1 protein-coding gene is annotated in these 575 nt (G+C 70.4%); it reads left to right on the top strand.

Going from position 1 to position 575, the window contains the following annotated elements:
- On the top strand, positions 1-575 hold a 575-nt coding region (locus ABD993_RS36445; RefSeq protein WP_345428958.1), incomplete at both ends, for a transposase family protein.

Below are 575 nucleotides of genomic sequence, written 5' to 3'. Positions count from 1 at the left end.
CCGGGTACGGCATCGGCACGACCACCGTGTTCCGCTACATCACCGAGGCGATCGAGGTCCTCGCCGCACTCGCCCCGACCCTGGCCACAGCGATGGCGGCCATCAAGGCCAAGGCCTTCGTGATCCTCGACGGCACCCTGCTGCGCATCGACCGGGTCGGCATGGGGTCAGGACGCGACCGGCCCTACTACTCGGGCAAACACAAGTGCCACGGGGTGAATGTGCAGGTCATCTCCGACCCGGCCGGGCGGCTGGTGTGGGCCTCAGCCGCGCTGCCCGGCGCACGCCACGACATGGGCGCCGCCCGCGAGCACGGCATCCTCGAAGCCCTACAACAGGCGCAGGTGAAGGTGATCGCCGACAACGCCTACCGCGGCTCCGGGTTCGAGGTCCCACAACGCCGCCGCCCCACCGACCCCGAGACGGGCAAGCGGCGCAAGCTCTCCCGCAACCAGCGCGACGTGAACTCCGCGCACGCTCGTCAGCGCGGGCCGGGTAAGCGCGCCAACGCCGTGCTCAAGGCCTGGCGCGTCCTACGCAAGATCCGCTGCTGCCCACGACGAGCCACTGACCTG

The organism is Pseudonocardia xishanensis, assembly GCF_039541715.1.
Lineage (GTDB): Bacteria > Actinomycetota > Actinomycetes > Mycobacteriales > Pseudonocardiaceae > Pseudonocardia > Pseudonocardia xishanensis.
This window is presented reverse-complemented; position numbering and strand designations above follow the sequence as displayed.